16 protein-coding genes and 2 pseudogenes are annotated in these 23709 nt (G+C 40.3%); 16 read left to right on the forward strand and 2 right to left on the reverse strand.

What is annotated here, in order from left to right; translation table 11 throughout:
• Window positions 1-172 precede the first annotated feature (172 nt).
• Window positions 173-997 (forward strand): DUF2807 domain-containing protein, encoded by an 825-nt coding sequence (locus MWU82_RS19800; RefSeq protein WP_247097669.1) that lies wholly within the window; start codon window positions 173-175, stop codon window positions 995-997.
• Here MWU82_RS19800 and MWU82_RS19805 read toward each other — a convergent pair.
• Window positions 994-3258, reverse strand: a complete 2265-nt coding sequence (locus MWU82_RS19805; protein ID WP_247097670.1) for an acyl-CoA dehydrogenase — start codon at window positions 3256-3258, stop codon at window positions 994-996. The genes MWU82_RS19800 and MWU82_RS19805 overlap by 4 nt on opposite strands.
• A gap of 259 nt (window positions 3259-3517) precedes the next feature.
• Here MWU82_RS19805 and ruvB point away from each other — a divergent pair, with 259 nt between their 5' ends.
• Together ruvB and MWU82_RS19815 are read left to right on the forward strand one after the other, a co-directional pair.
• Window positions 3518-4540: a Holliday junction branch migration DNA helicase RuvB gene (ruvB, locus tag MWU82_RS19810; protein WP_031442397.1), complete on the forward strand. Its 1023-nt coding sequence runs from the start codon at window positions 3518-3520 to the stop codon at window positions 4538-4540.
• Window positions 4541-4595: 55 nt separating this feature from the next.
• Window positions 4596-5918 (forward strand): cytochrome P450, encoded by a 1323-nt coding sequence (locus tag MWU82_RS19815; RefSeq protein ID WP_247097671.1) that lies wholly within the window; start codon window positions 4596-4598, stop codon window positions 5916-5918.
• A gap of 47 nt (window positions 5919-5965) precedes the next feature.
• On the opposite strand, the gene MWU82_RS19820 is transcribed toward MWU82_RS19815, so the two are convergent.
• Window positions 5966-6655, reverse strand: a complete 690-nt coding sequence (locus tag MWU82_RS19820; protein WP_247097672.1) for a collagen-like protein — start codon at window positions 6653-6655, stop codon at window positions 5966-5968.
• Between the two features lie 194 nt (window positions 6656-6849).
• On the opposite strand from MWU82_RS19820, the gene queG reads away from it, so the two are divergent.
• From queG to MWU82_RS19885, 13 genes and pseudogenes are all read left to right on the forward strand, one after another.
• The gene (gene queG / locus MWU82_RS19825; protein ID WP_247097673.1) at window positions 6850-7770 is read left to right on the forward strand and encodes a tRNA epoxyqueuosine(34) reductase QueG; all 921 of its coding nucleotides are present in this window, start codon (window positions 6850-6852) and stop codon (window positions 7768-7770) included.
• Between the two features lie 78 nt (window positions 7771-7848).
• A pseudogene (locus MWU82_RS19830) lies at window positions 7849-7965 on the forward strand (tRNA epoxyqueuosine(34) reductase QueG); the annotation flags it as partial.
• A 79-nt stretch (window positions 7966-8044) separates the two neighbouring features.
• Window positions 8045-8161 (forward strand): annotated as a pseudogene (locus MWU82_RS19835) (tRNA epoxyqueuosine(34) reductase QueG); the annotation flags it as partial.
• A 220-nt stretch (window positions 8162-8381) separates the two neighbouring features.
• On the forward strand, window positions 8382-10676 hold the full coding sequence (locus MWU82_RS19840; protein WP_247097674.1) for an NADP-dependent malic enzyme: 2295 nt from the start codon (window positions 8382-8384) through the stop codon (window positions 10674-10676).
• A 64-nt stretch (window positions 10677-10740) separates the two neighbouring features.
• A complete protein-coding gene (gene ruvA / locus MWU82_RS19845) occupies window positions 10741-11322 on the forward strand; it encodes a Holliday junction branch migration protein RuvA (protein ID WP_215950158.1) in 582 nt (193 codons plus the stop codon).
• Between the two features lie 5 nt (window positions 11323-11327).
• Complete coding sequence (gene sprA, locus MWU82_RS19850; protein WP_215950159.1) at window positions 11328-18509, forward strand: cell surface protein SprA; 7182 nt, start codon at window positions 11328-11330, stop codon at window positions 18507-18509.
• 121 nt (window positions 18510-18630) lie between these two features.
• A complete protein-coding gene (gene gcvH / locus MWU82_RS19855; RefSeq protein WP_215950160.1) occupies window positions 18631-19011 on the forward strand; it encodes a glycine cleavage system protein GcvH in 381 nt (126 codons plus the stop codon).
• Between the two features lie 37 nt (window positions 19012-19048).
• Window positions 19049-19405, forward strand: a complete 357-nt coding sequence (locus tag MWU82_RS19860) for a VanZ family protein (protein WP_215950161.1) — start codon at window positions 19049-19051, stop codon at window positions 19403-19405.
• Between the two features lie 243 nt (window positions 19406-19648).
• A complete protein-coding gene (locus MWU82_RS19865) occupies window positions 19649-20359 on the forward strand; it encodes an energy transducer TonB (RefSeq protein WP_247097675.1) in 711 nt (236 codons plus the stop codon).
• Window positions 20360-20577: 218 nt separating this feature from the next.
• Complete coding sequence (gene cyoE, locus MWU82_RS19870) at window positions 20578-21477, forward strand: heme o synthase (RefSeq protein WP_247097676.1); 900 nt, start codon at window positions 20578-20580, stop codon at window positions 21475-21477.
• A 5-nt stretch (window positions 21478-21482) separates the two neighbouring features.
• Complete coding sequence (locus tag MWU82_RS19875; protein WP_247097677.1) at window positions 21483-22064, forward strand: cytochrome c oxidase subunit 3; 582 nt, start codon at window positions 21483-21485, stop codon at window positions 22062-22064.
• A 147-nt stretch (window positions 22065-22211) separates the two neighbouring features.
• A complete protein-coding gene (locus tag MWU82_RS19880) occupies window positions 22212-23186 on the forward strand; it encodes a cytochrome c oxidase subunit 3 (RefSeq protein WP_247097678.1) in 975 nt (324 codons plus the stop codon).
• Between the two features lie 55 nt (window positions 23187-23241).
• On the forward strand, window positions 23242-23625 hold the full coding sequence (locus tag MWU82_RS19885; RefSeq protein WP_215950166.1) for a cytochrome C oxidase subunit IV family protein: 384 nt from the start codon (window positions 23242-23244) through the stop codon (window positions 23623-23625).
• The last annotated feature ends 84 nt before the right edge of the window (window positions 23626-23709 follow it).

Genomic DNA, 23709 nt, shown 5'->3' on the forward strand with positions numbered 1-23709 from the left:
TCCATCCCTAAGATGGACTTTTTTTGTACCTTCCATTTACATATGTGTAATCCGTGGAACCTTTTGGTGTTGCAGACCATATGAATTAATTGCAAAATTGTGGTGATCCAATGTTGAAGGTTATCGCAGATTTTTTAGATAAAGATCTATTATGTATTATAAATCATTAAAAGTGAGACACATACTTTTATTTTTCGTGTTATTGGTTGGCTGTATGGTCTATTCCCAGCGTAAACCTAAAATTAAAGGCAACAGAAATGTAATAGAGGTTAGAGAGACCTTGGCACCTTTTAATGCTATTCAGCTGGATGATGATCTGGATATCAACCTACAGGCAGCCACAATGGGGGAGTATATAATTGAAGCGGACGATAATTTAATCGATGTTTTAAAATTTAAGGTAGTGAATGAAACACTTATCATTAGTTCCTATTATAAAGTAACCTCAAAGAAAAAACTGAACATTACCGTTAATTTCAGTGAATTGTTCCGGATCAATGCCAATGAGGGGAATATAGTGGTTAAGAACAGATTTTCTACCGAGTTTCTTGAGGTAAATGCCACAGGGTCCGGTAGAGTGGAAATAGATGTGGATGCCGATGCAATGGAGATTACAATGAACGATAATAGTAGAGGAAATTTTAAAGTAGACAGTGATACCTTGAATATTCGCTTGGCCGAGAAAGCTGATTTAAGATTATTTGGGGTTATGGAAAGTACGGTTTTGGATATGCAACGTAATTCCAAGGCCGATTTGGAAGGTTTTACCGATGTTTTTCAGTTTCATTTATTGGATAATTCCAACCTAAAGGCAAAAAGGTTGGAAGCCAATACGGTCGAAGCAAATTTGGAAGGCAGCTCTTCTGCGGAAGTCTTGTCAACAGCTACGGTAGACCTCTATTCAAAAGGGGCGTCCAAGACCTATGTATTTGGTGACAGCAAAATTAATCTGCAGGAATTCCTAGATACTTCAGAGCTTTATCGTCGTAAAAATTAACGACTAATAGGGGCTGTTAAACAATGGTCCGGAATCCCAAATCCATCTACCAAAACCTCGATATGCGGCCTGAACTCTGTACTTAAGCGCTCCACACGCTGCCGTATGGCTTTGGACTTGGTACCGCCCAAATAGCCTTGTTCCAGATACCATGAGGCATCTTCCCGAATTTCGGATAATGCAAATAGGCATCCAAGTTTTTTAAAGAGTTGTTGGTTTTTCTTGTCTTCTATGGTTTCTGTAAACTGCAAATACGTGTTATAGGCCAATTCACAACTGTAGGCTTTTCCCAACGCTATTAAATGAGTTTGTACTTTTAAGAAGGCCTGATATGTAGGGATCCCTTTCTTGATATAGTCCCTAATCCGCATAGCAGCGGAATAGGTGAGCCTTCTTGTCCTGTAGTCAAAAGCATGTTGGTGGAACTTAGGATTATATAAATGCTCCTTATCCACCTTGTTGGCATATATAGGATTTATGGTGACCAATTTGTCACTGATTTGGGTGCCCAACAGTTTAAATACGGCCGAAAAACCTGCGCTGTTGAATTCAGTATTAAAATCGGACATAATTCCTTTGGCGGCCAATTGTAATAGTACTGTGTTGTCGCCTTCAAATGTGGTAAATATATCCACATCGGCTTTTAAGTCGGCAATTCTATTCTCCAATAAATAGCCCTTTCCTCCGCAGGCTTCACGACATTCCTGAATGGTTTCGTTAGCGAACCAAGTTATAATCGCCTTCAATCCGGCTACCTGGGTCTCTATTTTTCGTTTGTCAGTTATACTGTCATCGCTATAGATACTCATCATAGAATCCAATGTTACCTGGTATACGTAAGATTTGGCAATGGCGGGGGTAAGTCTTAGTTGGTGCGATGGGTAATCCATGATCAAATCCTCCTGGATTTTTTGGTTATCGTTAAATTGTCTTCTTTGTAACGCATATTTCACCGCAATGGCCAGGGCCATTTTTGCGCCGCTCAAAGCTCCCTTGGCCACGCAAATTCGTCCGCCGACCAAGGTGCCCAGCATGGTGAAAAAGCGTTTGTTGGCATTTTTTATATCGGAATAATACGTGCCATCAGATTTTATGTCCCCGTATTTATTCAATAGATTTTCCCGTGGTACCTTAACTTGATCGAACCAAATCTTACCATTGTCAACTCCGTTGAGCCCTAATTTGTAACCATTATCTTCAATTCGTACGCCCGGCATAAGACGATTGTTACTGTCTCTTAGTGGTACTAAAATGGCATGTACACCGTAATTTTTGCCATCAACGATCAATTGTGCAAATACCGAGGCCATTGTACCGTGCAGTGCATTTCCTATATATTCCTTGTTGTCGTTCTTGCCTGGGGTATGAATGGTAATACTGTCATCTTCCTTGTTGTAGGTAGCGGTTGTTTTTATACCCCTTACGTTGGACCCGTGGCCCGTTTCGGTCATTGCGAAACATCCAAGTAAATTGGCCTCCCCAATAGCGGTTAAATAGCGATCATGGTGTTTTTTGGTTCCCAACTTCTGTATACTGCCTCCAAAAAGTCCAAATTGTACCCCAAACTTCACCGTAAGGCTTCCGTCCACATACATCAGATTTTCAAAAATGGTAGCATATAAAGACATATTGCCTGTTCCCCCGTAAGCCTCGGGGTAGGCCATGGCACCATATCCTGCCTTAGCCAAATATTGCACTTGGGACAGCACCTTTTTTCTAAATTCTTCCTTGTTCGGTATTATTTCCCAAGAGAAAACAGAATCCCTTAAAGTGTCCCTAAATTCATCTATTTCACTATGGTAAGTACCTTTAAAGATTTGGTCAATTTCCTTTGGGTCGTAAAAATGGGATGTTTTTTCCAAAACAACTTCCACCTCGAACAAATGGTGGTAATGGTTAGGTTGTATGCCAAGGTTTATTTCAATAGCCGATAAATTCTCATTGAATATATGCTCCGAACCATTTTGCGATATTAATTTCCTGCTAAAAGAAGTTAAAGGATGGTTGTCGCTTTCTACCAATTTAATGCCGGAATTGGAAACGGCCCGTTGCCAAGATTTTATTTCCGTATCCAAAGGTGGCTGGGCGGTGTTGAGCCAACTGTTCAGGGTTTCCCTGTCTTTTTTAGAAAGGTTTTGGTCATCGTCGATTATTTTTTTTACCACGGCAATCTCTGAAATGGTCAAAAGATCATCGGACCAAATAACAAAAAAGAAAGGTATATACTGTAGAATACTAGGAGGATATGTTGTCTTTATCATAATATGAATTTACATTATTTTTTAGTAAAATCAGTATTTCAAAGGCGGTAGGTGTGTGAAATGCCCAGGGCCAATAAACCCAGCCTTTATGGAGGGGTCTCCCATTCCATGCTTCAAGGTTTGTAACATGCAATTTTAATTAGTTTTCTTCCACTCTGTGGAAAAAAGGAAGGGAATCATAATTAAAAGCTGGGAATGTCCGTGTCCTTATAATTGTTTCATAGAAAACTATTCCAATTTCCTTTATCTTTGTTGGAGTATGAATGAGAACCTAGATCCCACAGCCAGTAATTTTTCCAACGAGGAATTTGATATAGAAAGGGCGTTGCGCCCTATTTCCTTTGATGATTTTACCGGGCAGGAACAAGTATTGGAAAACCTGAAGATATTTGTCCAGGCGGCCAATTTAAGGGGCGAAGCCCTAGATCACACTTTGTTCCATGGTCCTCCGGGTCTTGGGAAGACTACTTTGGCCCATATCCTGGCCAATGAATTGGGGGTGGGTATAAAAATGACTTCGGGCCCTGTGTTGGATAAGCCAGGGGATTTGGCCGGCTTGCTGACCAACCTGGACGAAAGGGATGTGTTGTTTATTGATGAGATTCACAGATTGAGTCCTATTGTGGAAGAATATTTATATTCTGCCATGGAGGATTATAAAATCGATATAATGATAGAATCGGGTCCCAATGCCAGATCGGTACAGATTAATTTAAATCCCTTTACTTTGATCGGGGCTACAACCCGCTCTGGTTTGTTGACAGCTCCTATGAGAGCTCGTTTTGGAATACAGAGTAGATTACAATATTATTCTACGGAACTACTATCTACCATAGTAGAACGAAGTGCCGAAATATTAAAGACTCCAATTACACAACAGGCTGCCATAGAAATAGCAGGTAGAAGCAGGGGGACTCCCAGAATATGCAATGCCCTACTAAGGCGGGTCCGAGACTTTGCCCAAATAAAAGGGAATGGAAAGATCGATATAGAAATCTCACAGTTTGGGCTGAAGGCTTTAAATGTGGATGCCCACGGATTGGACGAAATGGACAACAAGATATTGACAACCATTATAGACAAGTTTAAAGGAGGCCCTGTGGGGATTACTACTTTGGCTACTGCCGTTTCTGAAAGTGCAGAAACCATAGAGGAGGTTTATGAACCTTTCTTGATCCAACAAGGATTTATCATGAGGACCCCAAGAGGTAGGGAGGTTACGGAACTTGCCTATAGACACCTGGGAAGGATTAAAGGCAATATTCAGGGAGGTCTTTTTTGATGTTGTTGTCCACTTGGATTTTATAGCGGAACAACCCCACTTTTAAATATTCAATTTGAAGTTAGTATCAAGGTTTCAGGTCTTAAAAAATGCGGGGAGAATCCTAAAAAATCCTTTGCCCTTTTATCATGAAAATTTTGAGGCATATGGGGATTGTTTTAAAGTACAATTAAGTTCCAAGGAAATAGTCCTTTTTACCAGAAGCCCCGGATTAATAAAGCATATTCTTCAAAAACAACATAGGAAATACGAAAAATCCTCTTTGCAAACAGTGGATTTGGCCAAGTACGTTGGTCATGGTATTCTAACCTCCAGTGGTGAACATTGGCGCACTCATAGAAGAATGGTGCAGCCAGCTTTTCACAAGAAAAAGCTCCATAATTTAATGGGGGTCATGAGGGAGGCCATACTACTGGAACTGGAACGTATAGAGCCTGGCATGGAGCAGGATGTTTTTCCACTTATGGGCGATCTTGCATTTCAGGTTGTTGCCAAATCCCTTTTTAGTAGTTCGGATATTCGCGAAAGGATGTCACGACTCCAACATATTACCGAGGCCAATCAGCGCATGTTGATCAAAGAAATGCGGCAACCATATCTAAAATGGTGGTATAGACTCAGTGGTAAAATAGATAAGCACTTGAAAATGGCCGGTGAAGGCAAGAGGCTACTTTTGGATATTGTTGAAGAGCGGAGGAGATCTGGATTGGAAAAAGATGATTTGTTGGATATGCTTCTTAGGGCACGTTATGATGATGGCACCCCAATGCCAGATGGGCAATTGTTGGATGAAGTGTTGATTCTTTTTATAGCAGGTCATGAAACCACAGCCAATGCACTTAGTTTCACCCTGTTTCTTTTGGCTAAAAATCCGGCAATGCAGGATCAAGTTTATGAGGAAGTGTCAAAGGTTGATTTTGAGGACGGTAATGTTGATTTAATGCAAGGAGTGATGCAGCTTCAATTTGTTAAACAATGTATAGAGGAGGCATTACGGTTGTATCCACCAGCTTATGTAATAGATAGGGTGGCCACCGAAGATGATATGTTTGAAGATATTGAACTACCAAAAGGTACCATGGTGCTTATGTCCATTTACGAATTACATCGCTATGGCCATTTTTGGAACAGGCCATTGGAATATGACCCCAATAGATTTAAGGGAACGGACAAAAAGGATTATGGGGACCATTACTATCCGTTTGGGGCCGGTCCCAGAATGTGCGTGGGCAATAATTTTGCCATGTATGAAATGATTTTGACGGTTGCAGCGATACTGAAGAAATATAGTCTTCGGTCCGATTTGAAAACCGTCGAACTCAACCCGCTCATTTCCTTAAAGCCAAAGGAAGTCCCGCTGAAATTCGTTCCAAGATAAAATCCGAAGCGAAATGCCTCGGATTTTAGTTGTTTCCCAATAATAATTTAATAGGGTAAGTTAAAATGATCCATTACCTCACTATAGTTGCGTACATCAACACCTGATGCCTTTAGGTCATCAAGAATGTTTTCTTTGCTGGATTTTCCTGTTAACGCATTGGAAGATTCTATGAGTACAATCCTAAAATCTATAGTAGCTGGCATGTCTTCATCTGGAATTCGGTCAGGCTCGTACCCATTTATTGTTTTTGCTAAAAAAAGTCGACTCTCATTAACTAGAATATCGATTAGTAATCCAAATTGATCCGTAGAACTTGAAACCATTGTGGAGTATGGTAATGGTTTTATAGTGTTAGGCACGGTTTCCCGATCAGAGCCTGCTGCATAGGTCGGCATGGCGTAGGCCAGTACTGCATTGCCCTTATCATAAAAACTATATAGAGATATGCCTCCTAGACTATCTGCGGGAATATTATAATACCGACCTTCATTGCCACCTCCAAAATGAAGGTTTGTACTCCAATCTGTGTTTGCAATAACGAAGTCATAATGTTTTACATTGGCATTTCCCGTATCCCCTTTTATGCCCTGTTCACCTTCAATACCTTGAATTCCTTGTTCACCCTGTGGTCCCTGTGAGCCAGCCGGTCCTACTTCCCCGTCTTTGGAACATGATGTTGTTATTAAAGCACTGCAAGCAACTAAACATAACGTAAGTCTTAAAATGATTTTCATGGATTTATAGTTCTATTGATTTTTTAATTTGTGAACTTAGAAAAAACACATGATAATCAGGGGAAAATGTGTACGAGATGTTATAAAACTTGTATGATTTACAATCAAATGATTGTAAATGGAATTGTATTTTAAAAAGATAATAATGAAATATTGGCGACCTTTGTTTTTTCTCTAGTTTTGACGAAATTGTTTTGAATAATAAAACCTTACATTCCAGCCTTATAAAAACCGAAGCCAAACGCCTCGGCTTTTTATCTTGCGGTATATCCAAGACCGAATTTTTGGAGGAGGAAGCCCCTAGATTGGAAAAGTGGCTCAATAAGAACATGCATGGGGAAATGGGCTATATGGAAAACCATTTCGATAAACGATTGGATCCTACCAAATTGGTGGAAGGGTCTAAATCCGTAATTTCCCTTCTGCTTAATTATTTCCCGGAAGAATCTCAAAAAGAAAACACCTTTAAGGTGTCAAAATATGCCTACGGACAGGATTACCATCATGTCATTAAATCCAAACTAAAGGAACTACAAGAATTTATTGCCCAAGAAATTGGGGAAGTGCACGGTAGGGCTTTTGTGGATTCCGCACCTGTCCTGGATAAGGCTTGGGCGGCAAAGAGCGGATTGGGTTGGATAGGAAAACACAGTAATCTGCTGACGCAGCAAGTGGGATCTTTTTACTTTATAGCCGAATTGATAGTCGACTTGGAACTGGAGTACGACCATAGGGTAACCGATCATTGTGGTACCTGTACTGCCTGTATCGATGCCTGCCCCACCCAGGCAATAGTGGAGCCTTATGTGGTAGATGGCAGTAAGTGCATATCTTACCTTACCATCGAATTAAAGAACGAGATGCCTACAGAATTCAAAGGTAAAATGGACGATTGGATGTTTGGTTGTGATGTGTGTCAGGATGTATGCCCTTGGAACCGATTTTCTAAACCCCATCGCGAACCATTGTTCAATCCCAATCCCCAATTACTTTCAATGACCAAAAAGGATTGGGAAGAAATTACGGAGGATGTCTTTAAGAAGGTGTTCCAGAAGTCTGCCGTAAAGCGCACCAAATTCTCCGGTTTAAAACGGAACATTGAGTTTTTGAAGTAGGACGGAAGTTTATTTTTTTAGGCGCCATTATCGTTATCGGAACCTATCCCCCTCCTTGGGAAGGGTCAGGGGAGGTCGACCAAAAAAGATTGAGAGGAAATTACGGAGGATGTTTTTAAGAAGGTGTTCCAGAAATCAGCCGTAAAACGCACTAAATTCTCTGGTTTAAAACGCAACATTGAGTTTTTGAATTAGGCATTAGGTTGGTTATTTTTTAGACTTATTTTCGTTATAGGAACTTATCCCCCTCCTTGGGAGGGGTCAGGGGAGGTCGACCAAAAAGGACTGGGAGGAAATTACGGAGGATGTCTTTAAGTAGGTATTCCAGAAACCCGCCGTAAAGCGTACTAAGTTCTCCGGTTTAAAACGAAACATTGAATTTCTGAAGTAGGGCGGAAGTTGAGCTTTTTAGACCAATAATCGTTTTGGGAGCCCATCCCTCTCCTTGGGAATGCCTGTCCCGCCTTTTGGCCAGAGGTCTGGGGAGGCCGTGTATTGGGGTATTTGAATATTGAATTACTTTTCCTCTTTTACAACTATGATAGATTACTTTTTTAAATTCTATTAATTTAAAGAATACTGTTAACTTTGTTTTTCTAATACCACACTATATGAGCAAGCAAAAGACAAGAAGGGAAGCACTGGTGTATCACGCCAAACCGCAACCTGGGAAGATAAAAATAGTTCCTACCAAGCCTTATGCTACCCAAAGGGATCTGGGTCTTGCATATTCCCCTGGTGTGGCCGAGCCCTGCCTGGAAATAGCCAAAAACAAGGATAACGTATACAAGTATACGGCCAAAGGAAATATAGTGGCCGTAATATCCAATGGAACTGCTGTCCTAGGATTGGGCGATATTGGACCCGAGGCTTCAAAGCCGGTGATGGAAGGCAAGTGCTTGCTATTTAAGATTTTCGCCGATATAGACGGAATAGATATTGAATTGGATACCACCGATGTTGAAAAATTCATAGAAACAGTAAAGATAATTGCCCCAACATTCGGGGGTATAAATTTGGAGGATATAAAGGCTCCTGAAGCTTTTGAAATAGAAAGACGTTTAAAAGAAGAGCTGGATATTCCGGTAATGCACGACGATCAACACGGAACAGCTATAATATCCTCTGCTGCCCTTTTGAACGCTTTGGTGCTTACCAATAAAAAAATTAGTGATGTCCGTATCGTTGTAAGTGGAGCAGGTGCGGCTGCCGTTTCCTGCACCCGTCTGTACAAGGCATTTGGGGCAAGTGACAAAAACATAGTAATGTTGGATAGTAAAGGGGTTATCCGCAGTGATCGGGATAACCTGACTTCAGAGAAATTGGAGTTTGCGACAGATAGAAAGATCGATACCTTGGAAGAAGCAATGAAAGATGCCGATGTATTTATTGGTCTTTCGGTGAAGGATATCGTTTCTGAAAAAATGTTATTGTCCATGGCTAAAGATCCTATAGTTTTTGCCATGGCCAATCCAGATCCGGAAATAGATTACAACCTGGCCATAAAAACCAGAAAGGATATTATCATGGCCACAGGTAGGTCCGACCATCCTAATCAAGTGAACAATGTTTTAGGATTTCCTTTTATTTTTAGAGGGGCATTGGATGTCAGGGCCACCAAGATAAATGAAGCTATGAAAATGGCTGCAGTAAAGGCTTTGGCGGAACTTACCAAGGAGCCCGTTCCGGAACAGGTGAATATTGCTTATGGACAAACAAGGTTGACTTTTGGGCGGGATTATATAATTCCAAAACCCTTCGATCCAAGATTGATATCTGAAATACCACCTGCCGTTGCAAAGGCGGCCATGGAAAGTGGAGTGGCCAAAATGCCCATTGATGATTGGGACAGATATAAAGAGGAGCTACTACAGCGTTCTGGTAACGATAACAAGATAGTTAGATTGCTACACGATCGTGCCAAAATAAACCCTAAAAGAATTGTTTATGCGGAGGCCGACCATTTGGACGTACTAAAAGCGGCCCAAATTGCCTACGAAGAAGGCTTGGCAACGCCAATTTTATTGGGGAATAAAGCGGTTATTGCGGAATTGATGCAGGAACTGGAATTCGATGCCGATATACTCGTTATAGATTCCCATGCGGATGAAGCCAATGATAAGAGAAATCATTATGCTTCCAAATATTTTGAAAATAGGCAGCGTAGTGGGGTAAGTCTTTTCAGTGCCCGTGCAAAGATGAGGGAGCGTAACTATTTTGCTGCAATGATGGTTTTGGAGGGAGATGCGGATGGAATGATTTCCGGATATTCCAGGGCATATCCAACCGTGGTGAAACCGGTATTCGAGGTAATCGGAAGGGCTGCCAATGTTAAGAAAGTGTCTACCGTAAACATTATGATTACCGAAAGGGGTCCATTGTTTTTAGCCGATACTTCCATCAATATTGATCCCAGTGCCGAGGAAATTGCCGAAATTGCCAAGATGACGGCCAATGTAGCCGTAACTTTTGGCTTTAGCCCCGTAATGGCCCTATTGTCCTATGCTAATTTTGGGTCTTCTACACATCCTCGTGCTACCAAAGTAAAGGAAGCTGTAAAAATATTGCATGCTACCAACCCGGAATTGGTAGTGGATGGAGAACTGCAAATCGATTTTGCTTTGAACAAAGAATTGCACCAGGGTAAATTTCCCTTTTCCAAATTGTCCGGTAAAAAAGTAAATACCCTTATTTTTCCAAATTTGGAGTCGGCCAATATTACCTATAAGCTGCTGAAGGAATTGAACCAAGCAGATTCCATTGGTCCTATCATGGTAGGTTTAAGACGTTCCGTGCACATCCTTCAATTGGGGGCCAGTGTAGACGAGATGGTCAATATGACTGCTGTTGCGGTTATTGATGCCCAAGAAAGGGAGAAGAGAAAATTGGCAAAAACACAAAAATAAAATAGTTGAAATAAATTCAAGTTTCAAATTTCTGAAACCTGAATTCTGAAACCGTTGTTAACTAATGATTACCCATTTAAAAGGAAAACTTGTTGAAAAAAATCCCACCCATATTGTAATCGAATGTGCGGGAGTGGGGTATTTTGTAAATATTTCGTTGCACACGTTTTCAAAAATTGGGGATTCGGAAAGCATTCAACTATACACCCATCTACAAGTAAAGGAAGATTCACATACTTTGTTCGGTTTCTCCGAAAAGTCCGAAAGGGAGATATTTAGATTGCTGTTGTCGGTATCCGGAATAGGATCCAGCACGGCTAGAACTATGTTGTCCTCCCTGTCTCCGGGTCAAATTAGGGATGCCATTGCAACTGGGGATGTGCCTACTATTCAGGGAATCAAGGGTATCGGCGCCAAAACGGCACAGCGGGTAATTCTGGACCTAAAGGACAAGGTTTTAAAAGTCTACGATATTGATGAACTTTCCATCCCATCAAACAATACAAATAAAGATGAAGCGTTATCTGCATTAGAGGTTCTTGGTTTTGTCCGCAAGCAAGCTGAAAAGGTTGTGGATAAAGTAGTTGCCCAAGACCCTGGACTAAGCGTAGAGGACATTATAAAATTTGCGCTTAAAAATTTATAACAAGTTTGAAAAAAGGGGCAAAATTTTATCTTAAATCATCATTTAAGCTTATCATCCTACTATTTATTTTCTTGGGCTCAACGGGTACTTCCGTGGCACAGGAAATAGAAGGGGAAGATGCAATTGGGCAGGAAGTAGATTCACTAAAAACGGGTGTTGCTCTGGGGAAATTGAAAATGGAAAACCCGGACAGCATAGTTTCAAAATATACTTATGATCCCAATCTGGACAGATATATCTATACGGTAAGTGTTGGGGATTTTGATATTAATTATCCCGTAATCCTTACTCCGGACCAATACTTGGAGTTGGTACGCCGGGAGGGTATGAAATCTTATTTTAAAGAAAAAATTGATGCCTTTTCGGGTAAAAAGGAGGGTAGTGAGGCGGCTCGCAAAAATTTACTTCCCAACTTCTATGTAAATAATAGCTTTTTTGAAAGTGTCTTTGGCGGTAATACCATTGAGGTGATTCCACAAGGATCGGTGGCGATGGATCTTGGGGTTATATGGCAGAAAAACGATAACCCATCCCTGTCCCCACGTAACCGGACCAACCTTTCCTTTGATTTTGACCAACGGATAAGTTTAAGTATGTTGGGCAAAATTGGGGAGCGACTTCAGGTAACAGCCAATTATGATACCGAGGCTACCTTTGATTTTCAGAATTTAGTAAAGTTGGATTATACTCCATCTGAGGATGATATACTTCAAAAGATAGAAGTAGGTAATGTTAGTATGCCTCTAAATAGTTCCTTGATTACCGGGGCACAGAGCCTTTTTGGGGTAAAGACCGAACTGCAATTTGGGAAGACCAGGGTTACGGCCGTATTTTCGGAACAAAGGTCACAAAGCAATACTGTAGTGGCACAAGGTGGAGGTACGGTTAACGACTTCGAACTTAGGGCCCAGGATTACGACTCGGACAAACACTTTTTCTTGGCCCATTATTTTAGGGATAATTATGATGCCGCGCTTGTTAACTATCCTTATATAAGAAGCCAGGTCCAAATTACAAGGTTGGAAGTATGGATTACCAATAGGAGCCAACAAACTGTGAATATTAGAAACGTTGTTGCTATCCAGGATTTAGGGGAGGTACAACCCGGAAAAACCAGGATAGGGCAAAACAATGGAGATCCGGCCGGATTCTTCAATAGTTCCGCTGCCGGTAATTTGCCAAGGAACGGTGCCAATGATTATGATCCTCTCCAAATTGCATCTGGAGGCGCGCTTACAAGCAGTATTCGCGATATAGCCACTGTTCAATCAGGTTTTAATGTGCCCGGCTATACCGTAAATCAGGGGTTTGATTATGCTATTTTGGAGAATGCCAGAAAACTGGAACAGGGCCGGGATTTTACCTTTAATCCACAGCTGGGCTATATATCCCTAAATCAAAGATTGAGCAATGATGAAGTCCTTGGGGTAGCCTTTCAATACACTTATAATGGGGAAGTTTATCAGGTAGGAGAGTTCGCCAACGGTGGCGTAGATGCTACTACGGTGTCTCCTGGTGCAGAAATTCCGGTTAACAACAATACATTGATCCTTAAGTTGTTAAAGAGTAATATTACCAATGTTGTAGATCCTATATGGGATCTTATGATGAAGAATATTTACGCCACTGGCGCTTATCAATTAAGTCAGGAGGATTTTAAGTTGAACATTTTATATGCCGAAACCACTCCAAGAAATTATATAACACCAGCGGAATCAGGTGTCGGCTCTGGTTGGCCAACTTCCCCCAAGCCTTTGGAAGATAGGATTTTATTGGATGTGTTTAATTTGGACAGGTTAAATGCATATAATGATCTTCAAAGTGGAGGGGATGGTTTTTTTGATTATGTGGAAGGTATTACAATAAACTCGCAAACAGGGAGCATCATATTTACCAAAGTTGAACCTTTTGGGGAATACTTATTTAACCTTTTGGGTGGTGGTACCTATGATGTGGACAATGATCAAGGCTATAATGCCAATCAAAAGAAGTACGTCTTTAGGAATATGTACTCGCTTCCAACGGCGGCTGCACAACAAGATGCGGATAAAAATAGGTTTATTCTAAAAGGAACATATAAATCACAGGGAACCAATGGTATTCCTATAGGGGCATTCAATGTTCCCCAGGGGTCTGTAAGGGTTACTGCCGGAGGTAGGCAGTTGCAGGAAGGGATAGACTATACCGTAAATTATCAGTCGGGAACGGTGCAGATTTTGGACCCAAGTTTGGAGGCTTCCAATACGCCTATCAATATTTCAGTGGAGAACAATGCGGTCTTCGGACAGCAGACCAGACGTTTTACAGGTGTAAATGTGGAGCATCAATTCAATAAGAATTTTGTGCTCGGGGGTACTTTGTTGAACCTGAATGAAAAACCCTTGACTCAAAAATCCAACTATGGTATAGAGCCTGTAAACAACACAATATTTGGCCTTAACAGTAATTTTTCCACCGAAGTTCCATTTTTGACCAGGTTGGTCAATAAATTGCCAAATATAGATACGGATGTCCCTTCCAACTTGTCAGTTCGTGGTGAAGTGGCCTTTTTAAGCCCAAGTTCTCCTAAGAATGCGGATTTTGAAGGTGAAACCACAACCTATTTGGACGATTTTGAGGGGGCACAATCCCTGATCGATATTCGTTCCTTTCTCGGATGGTCTATGGCGAGTCCGCCTGTGGAATTTGCAACCACGACTAATAGTTTGGAGTCTGGATATGGTAGGGCAAAAATGGCCTGGTATACCGTAGATCCTATTTTTTATTCCAATCAGCGGCCTACGGCATTGAGTGATGATGATATTTCCACAAACGAGACTAGAAGAATCTATATACAGGATGTTTTTAACCAAGATGTTGCCCAAGGGCAGACTTTGGCCCAAAACACCTTGGACATAGCCTATTACCCTGGTATGAAAGGACCCTATAATGCAAACCCAAATTTTACTACGGAACAACCGCAGGATAAATGGGCGGGGATAATGCGATCGTTGAGTAGTACCAATTTTGAACAGTCCAACGTGGAATATGTGCAATTTTGGGTATTGGATCCCTATGTGGATGGCATTGCAACAAGCGCTGGGGATTTGGTGATCAACCTTGGTAATATTTCCGAGGATATTCTTCCCGATGGACGGAAGCAATATGAAAATGGGTTACCTGTAGATCCCGTATCCAATGATCTTACCTATAAAACAAATTGGGGTAAGGTTCCTGCAACCCAGTCTTTAATATATGCCTTTGATGCAGACCAGAATAACAGAGGTTTGCAGGATATTGGTTTTGATGGTTTAACCGATGCAGAGGAGGCTAGTTATACTTTTGAAGGTGGAATTACCTATAATGGCCCTGCGGAAGATCCTGCACTGGATAATTACGAGTACTTTCTGAACAGGGAAGGTAGTATTTTGGAACGATATCTTAATTACAATAACCCGGATGGTAACTCTCCCGTACAATTGAGCAATTCTGACAGGGGGTCCACTACTTTGCCCGATGTAGAGGATATAGACAGGGACGGAACCATGAATACGGTAAATAGTTATTACGAGTACCGTATCAATATTAAACCAGGAACTACTGTTAATGACAAGTACGTAACGGATATTAAGGAAGGGGTTACCAGGTCTTTGCCCAACGGCAATACCTTGAACGAACGATGGATACAGTACAAGATACCTTTGTCCGATTTTACGGATGCGGTGGGCGGTATAAGCGATTTTAGGTCAATAAGCTTTATGCGGATGTACCTAACAGGATTTTCAAGTAATGTGGTATTGCGTTTTGCTACCTTGGACCTAGTGCGCGGAGATTGGCGTACTTATGCCAAATCTTTACAACCGGATGTAGACGGAGATCCTACCGATGATGGTACTTTGGTGGATGTTAACGCTGTCAATGTAGAGGAAAATGCTGCGCGAACCCCAATACCTTATGTTTTGCCACCAGGTGTAGTACGTGAAAGGCTTAACAACAACAATACCATTATTAGGCAAAATGAACAGTCATTGTCCTTTGTGGTGGAGAACTTGGAACCTCAGGATTCCAGAGGGGTATTTAAAAATTTGGATATCGATGTAAGGCAATATAAACGCTTAAAAATGTTCATGCATGCCGAAGAAATTGTAGAATCCGACTATGCCAATGACGAGACGCCCTTGGTAGGATTTATAAGGATCGGTTCGGATTTTACACAGAATTTTTATCAGATAGAATTGCCCTTACAACTAACGCCTCATGGAGCAAGTTCGGACAGCGAAATTTGGCCGGATGTAAATGAACTGGACCTTTCATTGGATGATCTGTCCAAGGTAAAATCTACCGGAATCGCAGCCCAAACCCTGAGCACCATTAATTATTATGAAATAGACAATGGTGAGGTGGTCCAAGTAAATGAATTTGACCCAAGAACACTGGGTAAATTACGTATTGGTATCCGTGGAAATCCTTCTTTAGGCGGTATCCGTAGTATGATGGTAGGGGTTAAGAACGATGATAATCTTCCAGCTAGGGGAGAGGTCTGGTTTAACGAACTACGTCTATCAGGATTGGATAATAACGGGGGATGGGCGGCTATAGCTGCCATGGATATGAATATGGCAGATTTTGCCAATGTGTCCGCCACTGGTAGTAAAAGTACTTCCGGGTTCGGGGCCATAGATCAAATGCCCAATGAACGGGCACGTGAGGATGCTATTTCCTATGATGTGGTCACCAATGTAAATATTGGTCAATTGTTCCCAAAAAATTGGGGCCTGCAACTACCTTTTAATTATGGTATTTCGGAGCAGTTGATTACTCCTGAATTTGATCCTGTCTATGATGATCTAAAATTGGAAGATCGCATTGCAGCTGCCGAAACACCGGAAGACGCCGAAGCAATTAGACAGCAAGGGGAGGATTATACCAAGAGGACCAGTATAAATTTTATTGGGGTAAGAAAGGATAGGGGCGAAGAGGCCGAGGCCAATTTTTACGATATAGAGAACTTTACCTTTAATTATTCCTATAACGAGGTGAACCATAGGGATTTTGAGATCGATGAGCTAAGGGATCAGAATGTGGTAACAGGATTTGTTTATAACCATAATTTTAAACCCCTTCCCGTAGAACCGTTTGCCAAGAAGGATTCCTTGTTTACAGGGAAATATTGGAAATGGCTGAAAGATTTAAATCTGAATGTTTTGCCCGCCAGCGTTTCACTTCAATCCAATATCAACCGATCTTTTAATCAGCAAAAGTTCAGGGATGTTTTTGAGCCAGGGGTAGAAAAGTTGGATCTGCCATTTCTACAACAAAGGAATTATCTTTTCAATTGGCAGTATGCTATCAACTATAGCCTAACAAAATCCCTACGCTTAAATCTTACCGCTTCCAACAATAATATTGTAAGGAATTATTTTTCGGAAGATGGTAATCCGGATTCGGAAATAGATCAGGCCCTAGGATTGTGGGATGGATTTTTCGATCTTGGAGAGCCCAATAGGCATTCACAGGAAATGCAATTGAATTATGAACTGCCCTTGAGCAAAATTCCTGCTTTCGATTTTATAAATGCCCAATACACCTATACCAGTAATTTTGACTGGCAAAGGGGAGGGGATGCTTTGAACGAAGTGGCCGGAGAGGATATAAACACAGTGCAGAATGCCAGTACACATAATTTAACAGCATCCTTGACCATGCAAAAATTCTATGATTTCCTCGGTTTAGGTAGGAAAGATACCAAAGGGGCAGTTGCAAAACCGACTCGCTTGGATAAAGCGGGCAACCCTGCATCCAAAGAAGATGCTAAAAATAATAATAAGGCGACCGGCACAGGGTACAATGCTTTTATAGATGTGCTTACCATGGTGAAACGTGTAAATGTTACCTATAGTCAAAACAATGGTAAGGTGTTACCTGGTTATACCAGGTCTGTAGGTTTTATTGGTACGGCAAAACCAACCATTGGATTTGTTTTTGGTAGCCAGGCCGATGTTAGATATGAGGCGGCCAGAAACGGATGGCTGACCACTTTCCCGGAATTTAACCAACAATATATACAGAATACCAATAAGCAGTTAAATATAACGGCAACGGCTCAACCCACTAGGGATTTAACTATAGACCTTGTGGCCGATAGGCAAATGTCCGAAAGTTACCAGGAAACTTTTAACGTAGAGGATTTGGGCAATGACGCATTTGAATATGTGAATCTTTTAGGGAATAACTACGGTAATTTTAGTATTTCTACTTTAATGATCGGTACCGTTTTTGACAAAAGTGACGAATTTAGCTCGGACAGCTTTCAAACCTTCAAAGAAAACAGGATTACAATAGCCAATAGGATTGTTGCCGAAAGAAACCATGATACCGGTGAGGTGGATGACGATGGTTTTCCCGAAAGATATGGTAAGACAAGCCAAGATGTTTTGCTGCCCGCTTTTTTTGCCGCTTATACGGGGAAGGATCCCAACAAGGTAAGTTTGGATGCTTTTAGAAGTATTCCAATTCCCAATTGGAACATTAAATATACCGGATTAATGCGCAATCCTTGGTTTAAGAAGAAATTTAAGCGTTTTTCCCTAAGCCATGGATATAGATCGGCCTACAGTATAAATTCGTTTCAGACCAATTTAACGCGTACACAGTTGATCAATGAGGGTATGGAGCCGATAAACTCGGAGACCCAGGACTTTTTACCGGTCAATATTATGAACAATGTGGTGCTTACGGATCAGTTTAATCCATTGATGAGGGTAGATTTTGAAATGCAAAACTCGCTTAGTATACTTGCGGAAATTAGAACGGATAGGGCGTTGTCCTTGAGTTTTGACAATAGCTTATTAACAGAGATCAGTGGCAAGGAGTATACGGTAGGGCTCGGGTATCGTATTAAGGATGTTAAATTTGTGACCAATATAGGAGGTGAACAGCAGCGCTTAAAAGGGGATTTGAACCTTAAGGCGGATGTAACCCTTAGGGATAATATTACCATTATAAGAAACTTGGACATAGATAACAATCAAATAACTTCCGGGCAAAATTTAATGTCGGTGAAATTTGTTGCCGATTACGCCTTGAGCAAAAGTTTAAACGCCCTGTTTTTTTACGATCATTCGTTTTCAAAATTTGCAGTGTCCACGGCTTTCCCACAAACTTCTATAAATACCGGATTTACTTTAAGGTATAATTTTGGGAACTAGTTGAACAAGGAGGTATAAGACATAAAGGTATTTATTTTTATAAGGTGTTTAAAAGTTTAAATGAGTTTTTTGATAAACATAAGATATTCTTTTACATTTGTTGCCTTAACAAATTTAGATAATGAATATACCTTCAGATTTAAAGTACACAAAAGACCATGAATGGGTCAGAATAGAGGGTGATACTGCTATAGTCGGTATTACTGATTTTGCCCAAGGGGAACTGGGAGATATTGTTTATGTGGAAGTGGAGACCTTGGATGAGACCTTGGACAAGGATGAGGTTTTTGGAACGGTTGAGGCCGTAAAGACAGTTTCCGATCTTTTTCTTCCCTTAAGCGGTGAAATCATAGCTTTTAATGAGTCGTTAGAGGACGAACCGGAAAAAGTAAATACCGATCCTTATGGTGATGGTTGGATCATTAAAGTTAAAATAAGCGATTCTTCCGAAGTAGAGAGCTTGCTTGGGGATGCGGAGTACAAAGAACTTGTAGGTGCCTAAAAAATATTTTTTCACAATCTTATTTATAAGCTGGGTGGTGTTCATAACAACGCTCAGCTTATTTTCTTTTGAGGAAGAGAGCTTACCTTCTGTAGATATTCCACATTTTGACAAGCTGGTACATTTTTCTTTTTATTTTGTATTTACGGCTTTGGGTTGTTTGTCCTTTAGGGAAATTGATCGTAGAAATACTCCATTGAGGAAAGTAATTGTGAAAATAATTTTGTACGCCGTTATTTATGGTATAATTATTGAAGTGCTTCAAGGTGTGGCCACAAAGGATAGAGAGCCCGATTTGCTGGATGTTCTGGCGAATAGTTTGGGGGCATTGTTCGGAAGTTTTACGGTAAAATACATTTTCTCTGGAAAAACTCCTTTAAAGTGGATGAAATAGTGTTTTTTTTGAGTAATTTGGGGGTGTGTTCTATATAAGGGGTGCAACCTACTGGTTCTTAGTGGAATGGATATTTAAGAAGTGGGATTCTTCTAATTTGTCGCGTTCAGGGCCTTTAGTTACATATAAAAGGATGCTTTGGAGCCCAATGACCTGTTTAAATTTATTTGTATTTTTTTTAACAAAAAGTTTTAAACAGATAAAATAAATATATAAATTAGCGAACATTAAAAATTAAGAATTATGGAACTTAAAAAGAATCCGAAGGCAGATTTGACAAGAAATAGCGGGCTTTATTTCGTTATTGGTCTTGTTTTGGTTATGGCATTGACTTATATCGCTTTCGAATGGAAGACCTATGACGATGACAATAATTTTGATTACACCATGAATGTGGAGGATACTTTGGATGAAGAAGTTCCTATGACCGAACAAATTAAGACGCCACCACCCCCACCACCCCCAGCTGCACCTGAAATCATTGAGGTTGTAGAAGATGAGGAGGAAGTGGAAGAAACTGTAATTGAATCTACCGAAACCAGTCAAGAGGAAGAAGTAATTGAGGTAGCCGATGTTGAGGTGGAAGAGGTAGAGGAAGATATAGATGTACCTTTTGCGGTTATCGAGGATGTTCCAATTTTTCCAGGCTGTGAAAATGAACCAAAAAGCAAATTAAGGGATTGTTTCAACTCCATGATGCAGAAGCACATTGGAAAAAACTTCCGTTATCCTGAAATTGCCCAGGAAATGGGGGTTCAAGGTAGGGTTAACGTAATGTTTGTTATCCAAAAAGACGGAAGCATCGGGAACGTAAGGATGAGAGGTCCGGATAAAAACTTGGAGGAAGAAGCGGCAAGGATTATTAGTAAATTGCCTAAAATGACTCCAGGGAAACAAAGAGGTAGACCAGTTCGTGTTCCATTTAGTATTCCAATTACTTTCAAACTACAATAGTTGAAATCTAAAATATATTTAAAATCCCGAGCCAACGCTCGGGATTTTTTTTGTTCCAAAAAGATTTAAGTACACATAGGTCAATAGAGGGGAAAGTGTATTCCTTGGGTATGTTGAGGCTTCTACCGATCTTTTTTAGTTAATTCATATAAACATGTTTATTTGGTTGCAAAAAATTCTTATGAGGTGTATCTTTGCGGTCCATTTAAAAAATGTAAATGAAAACGGCGGTCGGTTCTGTGAAAAATACCTCTTTAGCGGTATATTTTGCTGACTTTAAAGAAATTACCAAAGCAAGGCTCGCTGTAAGTGTGGTCTTTTCTTCCATAGCAGGATATTTTCTGGGTGCTGTTGAAATCAATTTCTCCTCGGTAATGCTTTTGGCTTTTGGCGGGTATTGTATGGTAGGGGCTTCCAATGCCTATAATCAGATTATAGAAAAGGACCTTGATGCGTTAATGAGCCGCACTAAGAATAGACCTATACCAGCAGGTAGGATGTCCGTAGCCACGGCTATGACCATTGCTGTTCTGATGACAATTTTGGGAATCGTGGCCTTGTATTTTCTTAACCCCAAGACGGCCATGTTCGGCGCTATCTCCATTTTTTTGTACACAAGTGTCTATACACCTTTGAAGACTAAAACGCCCTTGGCTGTCTTTGTAGGTGCCTTTCCTGGTGCTATTCCCTTTATGTTGGGATGGGTGGCAGCCACCGATAATTTTGGAATAGAGCCCGGTACCTTGTTTATGATACAGTTTTTTTGGCAGTTTCCACATTTCTGGGCCTTAGGTTGGATGTTGGACGAGGATTATAAGAAAGGTGGTTTTAAAATGCTTCCTACTGGTAAAAAGGATAAGGGTACCGCTTTGCAAATAATTATGTACACCATTTGGATGATGATTATTTCGGTGATTCCGGTATTTGGTTTTACGGGAAGGTTGCAATTATCAATTGTAGCCGCCATTATTGTTTTTTTAATGGGAACGGTAATGTTGTTCTTCGCTTTTCGATTATATGAAAAAAGGGATAATGCTTCCGCAAGGAAATTAATGTTGGCCAGTGTAAGTTATATTACATTGATGCAAGTGGTATATGTAATGGATAAATTTATTTAATAAGGATGGACTTAACGCAGGGTACGGGAAAAGAGAAAAACGCTAGGGCAAAGAAGATGATGCTCTGGTTCGGAATTGTGAGCTTGCTAATGGGATTTGCTGGTTGGACCAGCGCCTATATTGTGAGTAGTTCTCGTGAGGATTGGATTAAGGACCTGACGTTGCCATCATCGTTTTTGGTGAGTACCATTGTTCTAATTATAAGTAGTATTACTTATATTATGGCAAAGAAAGCCATAAGGCAAGATAGGGTAAAACAGTGTACCACATGGTTATTGTTGACTCTGGTCCTGGGAATTGCCTTTATAATATTGCAATTCAACGGATTTTCACAGATGGTTGCCAACGGTTACTATTTTACCGGACCTACGAGCAATATTAAAATGTCCTATGTTTTTTTAATAGCCGCTGTACATATTGTTCACGTTGTTGCCGGTATTATTTCCCTTTTGGTGGTTATTGCCAATCACTTGCGAAATAAGTATTCCTCTAAGGAAATGCTCGGTTTGGAACTAGGTGCTACGTTTTGGCATTTTTTGGATATTCTTTGGGTTTACTTAATTCTTTTCATGTATTTCGTGAACTAAAAAGGAGCTAATTCTTTGGTAATTAGAAGGTATTCTAGGTATGCTTATTTAGAATGGGTTTTTTTTGCCATTTTTAAAAGGCAAAAATTTTGTTTAGCCGAAAAAAATGTAAATTTGTGAAAATTTTATTAACGCTATAATTTTTATATGGATTCTACGGTTACTACGGGTACAGAAGAAAATGTCTGGGGTGGAGGAAATCAACCTCTAGGCGCAAGTTACGGAAAGTTGATGATGTGGTTTTTTCTTGTGTCCGATGCTTTGACGTTTTCTGGCTTTCTTGCTGCATACGGTTTTTCTAGATTTAAGTTTATAGAAACTTGGCCAATCGCCGATGAGGTGTTTACCCACGTTCCGTTTTTTCATGGGAACTATCCTATGTATTATGTAGCGTTCATGACCTTTATTTTAATTATGTCTTCTGTAACCATGGTTTTGGCTGTTGATGCAGGACATAAATTACAAAAGACAAAGGTAATCTGGTATATGTTCCTTACTATTATTGGAGGGGCAATATTCGTAGGGTCACAGGCTTGGGAATGGGCAACTTTTATAAAAGGTGATTTTGGAGCTTTGGAAACCAAAGGAGGTAGGGTGTTACAATTTGTTAGTGCCGATTCAGGTGATCGTCTTGCCATAAGGGATTTTGCCGAGACGCTGCATGAAGAAAGAGTTGATCATGAAAAGAAGAACGGAATTTGGTACTACAAAGGAGATGCTTTGCCTAGTTACTCATTGAATGAGGTGGTTGAAGGGGTAAAGACCAATCCCAATGTTTTAATACGTACGGAATCAATAAATGAGGATGGCCATAAAACAGTTTTGACAAGGGATGAAACTTTGAAAAAATTAAATGACGCGGTGCTTGTTGTGGAAGGAGCCAATCTGGTGAGGAATGAGTATGGAAGTAGGTTGTTTGCCGATTTCTTTTTCTTTATCACAGGTTTTCACGGTTTTCACGTGTTTTCCGGTGTAGTGATCAACTGTATTATCTTTTTTAATGTTATTCTTGGTACTTATGAGAGAAGAGGGCATTATGAAATGGTGGAAAAAGTTGGGTTATACTGGCACTTTGTAGATTTGGTATGGGTATTTGTATTTACCTTCTTCTACTTGGTGTAATAGGCTTAGAATAAAAATTTATCCTTTAAAGAATATATAAAAAATAGAATTAGAAATGGCACACGAACATAAACTCGAAATTTTTAGAGGTCTGTTGAAGTTTAAGTCCAACACCCAAAAAATATGGGGAGTACTAATATTCCTTACTTTGGTGACCATAGTTGAAGTTGGATTGGGGATTGCAAAGCCAGAGGCCTTGACCCATTCATATTTCCTTGGAATGAAAGTCTTGAATTGGATTTTTATAATATTGACCTTGGTAAAGGCTTATTATATTGCATGGGACTTTATGCACCTTAGGGATGAAAAGAGTTCTTTGAGAAGAGCTATTGTATGGACTCCAATATTTCTAGTGGCCTACCTTATTTTTATTCTTCTCTTTGAAGCAGATTATATATACCACGTTTATAGCGATGGCTTCGTTAAGTGGAATTTCTAACGAATAATTAACAGCTTAAAAAGACGGTATAACAACCGTCTTTTTTATTTTTGTACTTATTTGGTTTGTACTGATTTTATATCG

It is taken from the genome of Arenibacter sp. S6351L (assembly GCF_023016025.1).
GTDB classification, from domain to species: Bacteria; Bacteroidota; Bacteroidia; order Flavobacteriales; family Flavobacteriaceae; genus Arenibacter; species Arenibacter algicola_B.

Bases quoted from the DNA above. Each gene is read 5' to 3' on its own strand.
- gcvH (WP_215950160.1), top strand. From the start codon at position 18,631: ATGAATATACCTTCAGATTTAAAGTACACAAAAGACCATGAATGGGTC.
- MWU82_RS19840 (WP_247097674.1), top strand. From the start codon at position 8,382: ATGAGCAAGCAAAAGACAAGAAGGGAAGCACTGGTGTATCACGCCAAA.
- MWU82_RS19820 (WP_247097672.1), bottom strand. From the start codon at position 6,655: ATGAAAATCATTTTAAGACTTACGTTATGTTTAGTTGCTTGCAGTGCT.
- MWU82_RS19865 (WP_247097675.1), top strand. From the start codon at position 19,649: ATGGAACTTAAAAAGAATCCGAAGGCAGATTTGACAAGAAATAGCGGG.
- cyoE (WP_247097676.1), top strand. From the start codon at position 20,578: ATGAAAACGGCGGTCGGTTCTGTGAAAAATACCTCTTTAGCGGTATAT.
- ruvA (WP_215950158.1), top strand. From the start codon at position 10,741: ATGATTACCCATTTAAAAGGAAAACTTGTTGAAAAAAATCCCACCCAT.
- MWU82_RS19875 (WP_247097677.1), top strand. From the start codon at position 21,483: ATGGACTTAACGCAGGGTACGGGAAAAGAGAAAAACGCTAGGGCAAAG.
- ruvB (WP_031442397.1), top strand. From the start codon at position 3,518: ATGAATGAGAACCTAGATCCCACAGCCAGTAATTTTTCCAACGAGGAA.
- MWU82_RS19880 (WP_247097678.1), top strand. From the start codon at position 22,212: ATGGATTCTACGGTTACTACGGGTACAGAAGAAAATGTCTGGGGTGGA.
- MWU82_RS19805 (WP_247097670.1), bottom strand. From the start codon at position 3,258: ATGATAAAGACAACATATCCTCCTAGTATTCTACAGTATATACCTTTC.
- MWU82_RS19885 (WP_215950166.1), top strand. From the start codon at position 23,242: ATGGCACACGAACATAAACTCGAAATTTTTAGAGGTCTGTTGAAGTTT.